The organism is Teichococcus aerofrigidensis, from assembly GCF_054073225.1.
The window spans coordinates 1-10,277 of the sequence record NZ_JBSXMU010000110.1 but is presented as its reverse complement, the minus strand read 5'-3'; the positions used below and the strand labels follow the sequence as shown (position 1 = coordinate 10,277).

The 10,277-nt window shown below is 74.3% G+C and carries 10 protein-coding genes; 5 read left to right on the top strand and 5 right to left on the bottom strand.

All coding sequences use genetic code 11. The features are described 5' to 3' along the window. Nucleotides 1–467 (top strand): M48 family metallopeptidase (locus ACVMLK_RS17185; protein WP_457487094.1); only part of this gene is annotated, 467 nt, incomplete at its 5' end. A gap of 77 nt (nucleotides 468–544) precedes the next feature. Continuing rightward, nucleotides 545–1,297: an SDR family NAD(P)-dependent oxidoreductase gene (locus ACVMLK_RS17180; RefSeq protein ID WP_457487093.1), complete on the top strand. Its 753-nt coding sequence runs from the start codon at nucleotides 545–547 to the stop codon at nucleotides 1,295–1,297. A 6-nt stretch (nucleotides 1,298–1,303) separates the two neighbouring features. Here ACVMLK_RS17180 and ACVMLK_RS17175 read toward each other — a convergent pair whose 3' ends face one another. The 4 genes from ACVMLK_RS17175 to ACVMLK_RS17160 form a co-directional block, all read right to left on the bottom strand. Beyond that, nucleotides 1,304–1,648: an Hpt domain-containing protein gene (locus tag ACVMLK_RS17175; protein WP_457487092.1), complete on the bottom strand. Its 345-nt coding sequence runs from the start codon at nucleotides 1,646–1,648 to the stop codon at nucleotides 1,304–1,306. A 77-nt stretch (nucleotides 1,649–1,725) separates the two neighbouring features. Then, on the bottom strand, nucleotides 1,726–2,961 hold the full coding sequence (locus ACVMLK_RS17170) for a multidrug effflux MFS transporter (RefSeq protein WP_198365956.1): 1,236 nt from the start codon (nucleotides 2,959–2,961) through the stop codon (nucleotides 1,726–1,728). A gap of 125 nt (nucleotides 2,962–3,086) precedes the next feature. Next, nucleotides 3,087–3,944, bottom strand: coding sequence for a TIGR01459 family HAD-type hydrolase (locus ACVMLK_RS17165; protein ID WP_198365957.1), 858 nt, complete (start codon nucleotides 3,942–3,944; stop codon nucleotides 3,087–3,089). Then, on the bottom strand, nucleotides 3,941–5,002 hold the full coding sequence (locus tag ACVMLK_RS17160) for a quinone-dependent dihydroorotate dehydrogenase (RefSeq protein ID WP_422921738.1): 1,062 nt from the start codon (nucleotides 5,000–5,002) through the stop codon (nucleotides 3,941–3,943). Before ACVMLK_RS17160 ends, ACVMLK_RS17165 begins: the two co-directional genes overlap by 4 nt. Nucleotides 5,003–5,117: 115 nt before the next feature. Here ACVMLK_RS17160 and ACVMLK_RS17155 point away from each other — a divergent pair, with 115 nt between their 5' ends. Continuing rightward, nucleotides 5,118–5,987: a DMT family transporter gene (locus ACVMLK_RS17155; protein ID WP_457487091.1), complete on the top strand. Its 870-nt coding sequence runs from the start codon at nucleotides 5,118–5,120 to the stop codon at nucleotides 5,985–5,987. Nucleotides 5,988–6,162: 175 nt separating this feature from the next. Here ACVMLK_RS17155 and ACVMLK_RS17150 read toward each other — a convergent pair whose 3' ends face one another. Continuing rightward, a complete protein-coding gene (locus ACVMLK_RS17150) occupies nucleotides 6,163–8,487 on the bottom strand; it encodes a molybdopterin guanine dinucleotide-containing S/N-oxide reductase (RefSeq protein ID WP_457487090.1) in 2,325 nt (774 codons plus the stop codon). 180 nt (nucleotides 8,488–8,667) lie between these two features. On the opposite strand from ACVMLK_RS17150, the gene ACVMLK_RS17145 reads away from it, so the two are divergent. Next, a complete protein-coding gene (locus tag ACVMLK_RS17145; RefSeq protein ID WP_198365959.1) occupies nucleotides 8,668–9,129 on the top strand; it encodes a YccF domain-containing protein in 462 nt (153 codons plus the stop codon). A gap of 17 nt (nucleotides 9,130–9,146) precedes the next feature. Next, the coding region (locus tag ACVMLK_RS17140; protein ID WP_457487089.1) for a flavin monoamine oxidase family protein at nucleotides 9,147–10,277 on the top strand (1,131 nt) is incomplete at its 3' end.

Sequence of the window (10,277 nt, the reverse complement as noted above, 5' to 3'; positions counted from 1 at the left end):
GCGCGGTGGTGCCGCTCGCCGATGCGCCGCATGCCGTGCTGCACCGGCCGCTGGCGGCGCCTGTGGCGGTGCTGCGGCCCGGCCGCATCCTGGTGGGCGGCGCCGCCGAGGGGCTGGCCGGGCATGTGCTGGCGCTGCTGCGGCAGGAGGCGGGGCGGCGGATTGCCCCGCATGTCCGGCGCCATGCCGGCGCCCTCGGCGTCGCCCCACGCGCCATCCGGCTCAAGGACCCCCGCAGCCGCTGGGCCAGTTGCACGGCCGGCGGCGTCCTGGCCTTCTCCTGGCGCCTCGTCATGGCGCCGGACTGGGTGCTGGCCTCGGTGGCGGCGCATGAGGTGGCGCATCTGCGGGAGATGAACCACTCGCCCCGCTTCTGGGCGGCGCTGGCCGGGCTCAGCCCGGATCACGCCGCGGCGCAGGCCTGGCTCCGCCAGCACGGCCCGCGGCTGCTGCGCGTCGGCGCCTGAGCCGCCGGCTTACGGCTTCACCGCCGTGCCCGGCGCTGCCATACCGGAGGCCTCATCCTCGTCCCGGGAGTTGCCTCATGATCCTTCTCGTCACCGGTGCCACCGCCGGCTTCGGCGCCGCCATCGCCCGCCGCTTCGCCCAGGACGGCGCCCGCATCATCGCCACCGGCCGCCGTGCGGACCGGCTCGAGGCTCTCGCCGGGGAGCTGGGCGCGGATCGGGTGCTGCCCCTGACCTTCGACGTGCGTGACGCCGCCGCGGTGCGCGCCGCCATCGGCGGCCTGCCTGAGGCGTGGCGCGACATCGATCTGCTGGTGAACAATGCCGGCCTGGCGCTGGGGCTGGAACCGGCGCAGCGGGCCGATCTCGCCGATTGGGAGACCATGATAGACACCAATGCCAAGGGTCTGGTCGCGGTGACGCATGCCGTGCTGCCCGGCATGGTCGCGCGCAATCGCGGCCATGTGGTGAACATCGGCTCGACGGCCGGCGAATGGCCCTATCCGGGCGGCAATGTCTATGGCGCGACCAAGGCCTTCGTGCACCAGTTCAGCCTGAACCTGCGGGCCGACCTCTTCGGCACCGCGGTGCGCGTGACCGACATCCAGCCCGGCCTGGTCGGCGGCACGGAATTCTCCCGGGTCCGCTTCCAGGGGGACGAGGCCAAGGCCGCCTCGGTCTATGAGGGGACCGAGGCACTGACCCCGGAGGATATCGCCGACGCGGTGCACTGGGTGGCCAGCCGCCCGGCGCGGGTCAATGTCAACACCCTGCAGGTGATGCCGGTCTGCCAGAGCTTCGGCCCGCTCCGCGTGCAGCGCGGCGGCTGAGGCGGCTCAGCCTTGCGGTGACGCCGCCGCCAGGTCGCGAAGCTCGGCCAGCACCAGCCGGAGCTCCTGCTGCACGCCGGCCAGCAGCGCCGGCGCGGCCTCGGGCGTGGCCGGGCGCATCGCCAGGCGGGCCTGATGTGCCAGGCGCTGGGCGCCGAGGCTTCCTGCGGCGCCCGCCAGGGCGTGGGCGCCCTGGCTGAACGCCGCCATGTCCCGCTCGCCAAGCGCCACGGCCATGCGCTCGCCCAGCTCGGCGAGGTCGTGCTCGAAAGTCCGCAGGATGGTCAGGAAGACATCCGGCGGAAGGCCTTCGGACAGAATCGCGACGGTCGTGGGATCAATGGCTTGCACAACTGGACCGTGGCAAAGCCGGAACGTTCGGTCAATGTGCCGGGCCGGCGATTGTGCCGGGCGGGGCGGGGCTTCCGCTACTCGTCCTGATCGCGGCTGCGTCGGGCGCCACGCCACGCCAGCTGGGCGCCGATGGCGCAGCCGGCCATGGTGGCGGCGGTGCCGATCCCCGACCCCAGCTCGACGGCGCTCGCCACCATCGTCATCACCGCGCCGAAGGCCATCTGCAGGGCGCCCACAAGGCCGGACGCGGTGCCGGCCAGTTGCGGCCGCACGCTGACGGCGGCCGCCACCGCGTTCGGCTGCGACACGCCGTTCCCGAGCGCCACCACCGACATCGGGATGAAGAAGATGACGATGGACAGCGGCAGCAGCGCCTGCGCCAGCACGGCCAGCAGGGCGCCGCCGGTGCTGACGATGAGGCCGAGCCGCAGCATCCGCGCCAGGCCCAGCCGGGAGGAGAAGCGGCCGGCCAGGTAGGAGCCGGCGCCGAAGGCCAGCGAGATCGCCATGAAGGACAGCGCATAGGCGCGCGGCGTGTGGCCCATCCCCTCCATCAGCACGCGCGGCGCGCCGGCCATGAAGGCGAAGAACAGGCCGGTGGTGCAGGTGGTGATGGCGGCGTAGCAGCGGAAGCTGCGGATGGCGGCGAGCTGGACGAAGGCATGGCCCATGCCGCGCAGCCCCGGCAGCGGCTGCGCGGCGGGCAGGGTCTCCGGCAGGCGCAGGGCCAGCAGGCCGAGAAGGATGCCGAAGCCCACGCAGGCCAGCATGGTGGAGCGCCAGCCGAAGGCCGCCGTCAGCTCGGCGCCGAGCAGCGGCGCCATCATCGGCGCGACCGTCATGCCCATCATGACGAAGCCGATCTTGCTGGCCGCCTGATCGCGCGGGAAGACATCGCGGATGATGGCGCGCACCAGCACCATGCCGGCGCAGCCGCCCGCGGCCTGCGCCGCCCGCGCCACGATCAGCAGGCCGATGCTTGGGGCCAGCAGCGCCGCCAGCGAGCCGAGGAGATAGATCGCGAGCCCACCCAGCAGCACCGGGCGGCGCCCGTAGCGGTCGGACAGCGGGCCATAGATGAGCTGCCCGAGCGCGATGCCGATCAGGTAGATCGTCAGCGACATCTGCACCGTGGTGTAGGGCACGGCGAAAATCCCCGCGAGCAGCGGCAGGGAGGGGATCAGGATCTGCATGCTGAAGGGGCCGAGGCCCATCAGCAGGGTCAGCAGCCAGGTCTTCGGGACGCGGCGGGGCGGCGCCGCGAGACCGCTGGGTGTTTCTTCTTCCTGGACGATATCACGCGGGGACATGGCCCCAGCCTAGGGGCGGGCCGCCCTCCCGGCCAGTCGGGCCGGATCACGATGCATCTCCCCGCCATGCGCCGGACGCAGCCATGCCCCCGGCCGGAAGCATGGCCGCCCCCGGGTGCCGGCTCCTACCAGCGCAGGCTGCGCAGCGCCGCCATGGGCGCCACGCCTTCCCGCGCCGCCTCGGCGTCGAGCAGCGTCGGCGAGGGATCGGGGCCGAGATTATCGCCGGCCAGTCCGGTCAGCGCCCAGACCGCGTCCACCCCGATGGCGGCCGCGCCGGCGAGGTCGGTGTGCGGCGTGTCGCCGATGGCGACGATACGGGCCGGCGGCAGGTCGAGCGCCGCCAGCACGGTCTCGTAGACCATCGGGTCCGGCTTGCCGATCTCCATCACCTCGCCGCCCAGCTCCAGGTAGCGGTCGGCGAAGGCGCCGGCGCAGATCAGCCGTTGCCCGCCGACCATCACGGCGCGGTCCGGATTGGTGCAGACCATCGGCAGCCGCGCCGCGGCGGCGGCCTCCAGCATGGGCATGTAGGGCGCGGTGCTCTGCCGCCCATGCGCGAAGTCGGGGCCGGTGTTGAGCACGAAATCGGCCTCCCCGGCGGCGGTGGCCAGGGCGATGTCCAGCCCCTCGATCACCGAGAGGTCGCGCTCGGGGCCGATATGGAAGGCGCGCGTCCCGAGCTTGGCGAAGAAGGGGTGGGTGCGGTCGCGCAGCAGGGTCCAGGCGACCTCGCCACTGGTCACGATGCCGTCGAACAGCCCGGCGCCCAGGCCCATCTCCTCCAGCGCCGCCTGCACCGTCCAGGAGCGGCGCGGGGCGTTGGAGAGCAGCACGATCCGCCGGCCGCGCGCGCGCAGCTCGGCCAGAGCCTCCGGCACGCCGGGATAGGGGCGCTCGCCATCGTGCAGCACGCCCCAGATGTCGAGGATGAAGCCGTCATGGCTTTCGGCGAGGGGGGCGACGGAGTCCAGGATCTTCATCGGGCATCGGCTCCCACGGCGTCATGGACATGGCGGAAGCCGTCGCGCCGCAGCAGCGCGGCCAGCTCCCGCTTGAGGCGCGGCACCAGGGCGGGGCCGGCATAGGCGAAGGCGGCGTAGAGCTGCACCAGCGCGGCGCCGGCGCGGATCTTCTCGTAGGCCTCGGCGCCGCTGGAGACGCCGCCGCAGCCGATCAGCGTCAGCCGCCCGCGCGCCAGGCCGAAGACGCGGCGCAGCAGGGCGGTGGAAGGGGCGAGGAGCGGAGCGCCGGAAAGGCCGCCGGTCTCGCCCCGGTGCGGGCTGGCGAGGCTCGCGGGCCGGGCGATGGTGGTGTTGCTGACGATCAGCCCGGCCACGCCGTGCCCGGCGCAGGTCTCGACCAGGGCGGGCACGGCGTCCTCCGCGAGGTCCGGGGCGATCTTGACCAGCACCGGCGGCTGCCGCGGCGCGGCGGCGCGGGCGGCGGCCACGGCCTCCAGGATGGCGGCCAGCCGCGCCTCGCCCTGCAGGTCCCGCAGCCCCGGCGTGTTGGGCGAGGACACGTTGATGGTGACGTAGTCGGCGACCGGGGCGACGGCGGCATAGAGGGCGGGGTAGTCCCGCTCGGGATCGGCGCCTTCCTTGTTGATGCCGATATTGGCGCCGAGCACCGCCGGCAGCGGCCGCGGCAGCGCGGCGAGCCGGGCGGCGAAGGCCTGGACGCCCTGGTTGTTCATGCCCATGCGGTTGATCACCGCGCGGTCCTCCGGCAGCCGGAAGAGGCGCGGGCGCGGATTGCCCGCCTGCGGGCGCGGCGTCGTCGTGCCGGGCTCGACCAGGCCGAAGCCCAGGCGCATCAGCGCCGCGACGGCCACCGCGTCCTTGTCGAAGCCGGCGGCCAGTCCGATCGGGTTGCGGAAGTCGAGGCCCAGCGCCGTCGTCGCCAGCACCGGGTCGTCCGGGGCCGTGTCCCGGCCGGCGAGGCCGAGGGCCAGGGCCCGGAGCGCGAGGCCATGGGCACGTTCGGCATCGAGGCCGCGCATCAGCGGCATCAGGGCGGAGGCGAGGGCAGGGGTCATGACCGCCCGCTTGTGCCTTTTCGCGCCGCACAAGGGAAGGCCCCGTTTGCGCGGCGGATTGACCGCCGCCGGCCCAGGCCCGAGAAGCCGGGCGGCACCGGGAGGATGGAACGCCGTGCAGGGATCCCTGCTGATGCTGGCCGCGCTGGGCCTCTTCGCCGTGCTCGACACCAACAGCAAGCTGCTCTCCGCCAGCTACCCGGTCGCCCAGGTGGTGCTGATCCGGCAGGGGACGATGCTCTTGCTGCTGCTCCTGGCGCGGCTCCTCCGGCCGGGGGCGGGCGGGCCGCTGGCCACCGCGCATCCCGGCCTGCACCTGCTGCGCGCCGCCGGCATGCTGGGCTCGGCCATCGGCTTCTTCCAGGCGCTGCGCGAGATCCCGCTGGCCGAGGGCTATCTCGTCTACTTCACCGCGCTCTTCATGACGCTGGGCCTCGCCGCCCTGGCGCTGGGCGAGCGTCCGCCACGCGCCGTCTGGCTGTGGAGCGGGGTCGGCTTCCTCGGCGTGCTGGTGGCCATGGCGCCGGGACTCTCCGCCGGCGGCAGCCCGCTGGCCTATGCCTATGCGCTGCTCGGCACGGCGAGCTACGCGGTGGTGCTGACGGTCAATCGCGGCCTGCGGCACGAGCCCGGCATCGCCCGGCTGATCCTCTGGTCGGCGCTGCCGGGCGGGATGGTGCTGGCGCCCTTCGCCCTGGCCGGCTGGGTGCCGCCGTCGCCGGCCGACTGGCTGGCGCTGGCGCTGAACGGCGTCTTCGCGGGGCTTGCCACCATCTGCCTCGCCGGGGCCTTCCGCCGCGCCAGCGTGGCGCAGCTGGCGCCGCTCGAATTCTCCGCGCTGCTCTGGGCCATGCTGGCCGATCTGGCGATCTGGGGCACGCTGCCGGGCCTCGCCACCCTGGCCGGTGGCGCCATCGTCGTCGCCGCCTGCGTCATGAGCCAGCGGGCGCGGCGGACGCCTTCCGGGGCAACGGGAACGGCGTGACGAGCCACGCCGCCGGCGAGCGGCCGCCGGTGATCCGCGGGGCCTTCTCCGCCTCCGGCGCCGGGCCGACCCTCGCCCGGCCGGGCCGCGCAGCACCGCCTCGCGATCGCGGCCCCGTCCGGTCAGCCGGCGGAGCAGCGCCGATGCCGGCGGCGCGGCGTGCCGTCCGCCGGGCTCATTCGGCGGCGGTGGCCAATGCCGCCTCCGGCGGGTCCCAGGCGCGCACGGGCGGCAGGTTGCCGGTGAACTTCTCCACCTGCAGCACGGTGAGCTGGCCGGTGCAGCCCTGCGCCAGCCGGGAGGTACCGGCATCGCGCGTCAGCACGTTCGGGTTGCCGTGCACGCAGAGCGGCATCTCCTCCTCCGGGTCCGCCGGGTCGTACCAGGCGCCGGTCGCGAGCTGCACCACCCCGGGCATCACCGCCTCGCTCAGCGCGGCGGCGGCGAGGCAGGCGCCGCGCCCGTTGAACAGCCGGACGATATCGCCCTCGGCGATGTCGCGCGCGGCGGCATCCGCAGGATGGATGCGCATCACCTCGCGCCCGCGCCGCTTGCTGTCGGCGCTGGTGCCGCCGAAGTCGAGCTGGCTGTGCAGCCGCGTCGCCGGCTGGTTGGCGACGATCCAGAGCGGGTTCGCGGCATCCGGCACGTCCACCGGCGCGAGCCAGGCCGGATGGCCGGGGCAGTCCTCGTAGCCGAAGCCGGCGATGGTCCCGGAGAAGATCTCCACCTTGCCGCTCGGGGTCGGCAGCGGGTTGGCGGCCGGATCGCGGCGGAAGGCGCCGAGGATGCCGCCGGTATCCTCCTCGCGCGGCAGCTCCAGCTCGCCCATCTCCCAGAAGGTCTCGAAATCCGGCGCGGGCAGGCCGCGCTCGGCCAGCGCCGTCCGGGTGCGGTCGTAGAGATGCGCGAGCCATTCGCGCGGCGTGCGGCCCTCGGTGAACTCGGCCTCCTTGCCGAGCCGCGCCGCGAGGCCCGCGAAGATCGCGTAGTCGTCGCGCGCCTCGCCATAGGGCTCGGCCAGCTGGTGCATGGCGACCAGCAGCGGATCGGTGGTCGAGCCCGCGATATCCTCCCGCTCCAGCGTCATGGTGCAGGGCAGGACGATGTCGGCATGCCGCGCCGTGGCGGTCCAGGCGGTCTCGTGCACCACCAGCGTGTCGACGCGGGCGAAGGCGCGGCGCAGGCGGTTGATGTCCTGGTGGTGGTGGAAGGGGTTGCCGCCGGCCCAGTAGACCAGGCTGATCTCGGGATAGGCCAGCCTCTGGCCGTTGTAGTCGAAGGGGGCGCCGGGGTTCAGCAGCATGTCGCTGATGCGTGCCACGGGGATGAATTCCGTGACCTTGTTGCGGCCCTGCGGCAGGCCGGCGACCGGCACCGCCACCATGCGCTTGCCGTAATGCGCGATCGAGCCCAGGGCGTAGTTGAAGCCGCCGCCGGGCAGGCCGATCTGCCCCAGCATCGCCGCCAGCACGGCGCCCATCCAGACCGGCTGCTCGCCATGCTCGGCGCGCTGCAGCGCATGCGCCATGGTGATCAGCACGCGCCTGCCGGCGGCCTCCCGCGCGAGGCCCGCGATGCGCGCCTCCGGCACGCCGCAGATGGCGCTGGCCCAGGCGGCGGTCTTCGGCACGCCGTCGGTCCGGCCCAGCAGGTACTTCTCGAACTCCGGCCAGCCGGTGCAGTAGGTGTCGAGGAAGGCGCGGTCGTGCAGCCCCTCGCTGGCCAGGGTATGCGCCATGCCGAGCATCATGGCGGTGTCGGTGCCGGGGGTGATGGTCTGCCACTCGGCGCCCGCCTCCTCCGGCAGGTCGTCGCGCAGCGGGCTGATCAGCACGAAGCGGCAGCCGCGCGCCGCCGCGGTCCCCATCGCGCCGCGCTCGATGTGCTGGCTGACGCCGCCACCCGCGACCGCGCTGTTCTTCACCGCCATGCCGCCGAAGGCCAGCACCATCTGGGTGTGTTCCATCACCTGCTCCCAGGTGATGCTGTGCCGCGTCACCGGCTCGAAGGGGCCGAGGACATGCGGGATGATGACGTTGGCGGCGCCGGCGCTGTAGCTGTTGACCGAGCGCACATAGCCGCCGAGCGCGATGTTGAGGAAGCGGTGGATCTGGCTCTGCGCGTGGTGGAAGCGCCCGGCCGAGGACCAGCCGTAGGAGCCGCCGAAGATCGCCTGCGGGCCGCGCGTGTCGCGCAGCCGGGCCAGCTCGCCGGCCAGCAGGTCCAGCGCCCTGTCCCAGGAGACGGCGACGAACTCGTCCCGCCCGCGCCGGTCGCTGGGGCCGGGACCGTTCTCCAGCCAGCCGCGCCGGATCATCGGTCGCGCGATGCGGGCGCGGTGGCGGAGCGCCTTCGGGAAGTTCTGCAGGATCGGCGAGGGGTCGGGATCGCCCGGATGCGGCTCGACGACGAGCGTGCCATCCTGCCAGCCGGCGCGGAACACCCCCCAGTGCGAGGAATGCGGCCGAAGCCCGCTGCGGTCCATCGGCTTGTCCATGCTGCGTCCTCTCTGCTGCGGCGGCGGCGCAGTCTGCGCCGGACGGGCGGGCCTGTCATCCCGGATGGCGGGGGGCCATATCCAGGGCCATATAGGCAGAGCGGTCCGAAAGGCCGCGCTGAAGCCCGGCAACCCGCCGCCGGGTCGCGGCATTGCGGGCGGGAGAAGAGGAGCATCACCGTGGCGCTGCTGCTGAACATCCTGTGGAACGTGCCCGGGCTCGGTTTCATCCCGGCGCTGCTCTGGCTGCTCGCGGCGGCGGTGATGGCCGTCACCATCATCGGCCTGCCCTGGGCGCGCGCCTGCCTGACCCTGGCGCATTACAGCTTCCTGCCCTTCGGCCGGCAGATCGTCTCGCGCAAGGACCTGACGGGCCTCGAATCCCTGGGCACCGGCCCGCTCGGCCTGCTGGCCAACCTGATCTGGTTCCTGCTGGCCGGCATCTGGCTCTGCATCTCGCACCTGACCCTGGCCGCCGCCTCGGCGGTGACCATCATCGGTCTGCCCTTCGCCTGGGCGCACCTGAAGCTCGCCGCCGCCGCCATCTTCCCGGTCGGCAAGCGGGTGGTGCCGAATGCGATGGCCGATGCCATCGCGCTGGGCCGCGGGCAGGAGGCGCTGTCCCGGCAGCGCGGCGGCTGAGGCGCAGAGGCGTCGGCGTGAGTGACCCCGACCTTCTGGTGATCGGCGCCGGGGCGGCGGGCATCGCCGCCGCCCGCGCGGCGCGCTCGGCCGGGCGCGCGGTGCGGGTGCTGGAGGCGCGGGACCGCCCGGGAGGCCGCGCCTGGACCGAGAGCGCGACCCTCGGGGCGCCCTTCGACCTCGGCGCCACCTGGCTGCACCAGGCCGGCGACAACCCCCTGACCCCGCTGGCGCGCGACGCCTTCGACCATGACGCGGTGCGCAGCCACCGCTGCCTGATCGGCGGGCGGCCCGCCGGCGCGGCCGAGATGGCGGAATACGACGCCGCCTATGCCGCCTTTCACGACCGCCTCCGCGCCGCCCGCGCCACGGCGGCGCCCGATGCCGCGGTGGCCGACCACGCGCCGCGCGGCGGGTTCTGGGACGCCACGGTGGCGCATTGGGAAGGGCCGGTGATCTGCGCCGCGCCGCTCGCCGCCATGGACCTGCGCGACTTTCTCGACACCCAGCTCGCAGGGCCGAACCTGCTGCTGCGGGGCGGCATCGGCGGGCTCCTGGCGGGGCTCGCGGCGGAGCTGCCCGTCACCTACGGCGCGCCGGTCGAGCGGCTCTCCTGGTCCGGCCCCGGCGTGGTGGCGGAGGGGCCGTTCGGCCGCATCGCGGCGCGGGCCGCCATCGTCACCGCGCCGACCGCCGTGCTGGCCGCCGGCGCCATCCGGTTCGACCCGCCACTGCCGGCGGAGACGGAGGAGGCCATCCATGACCTGCCGCTCGGCCTGCTGAGCAAGATCGGCCTGCGCGCGGCCGGGGAGGACCGGCTGGACCTCGCCCCCTTCGCCGGGCTGGAGCGGCGCGTGGAGGCGGAGGACGAGGCGGCCATGACCTTCATCGCCTGGCCGTTCGGACGCGACCACGTGATGGGCTTCCTGGGTGGCGAGGCGGCCTGGGCGCTGGCGCGGGAGGGCGCCGCCGGTCTCGCCGACCATGCCCGGGCGGAGTTGCGCCGGGCCTATGGCGGGCGCGCCGCCGCCGCGCTGCGCTTCGACCGGCCGCTGGCCAGCGACTGGGGGCGCGACCCCTGGGCGCGCGGCGCCTATTCCCATGCCCGCCCCCGCCCCCCCCCCCCCCCCCCCCCCCCGGCCCCCCCC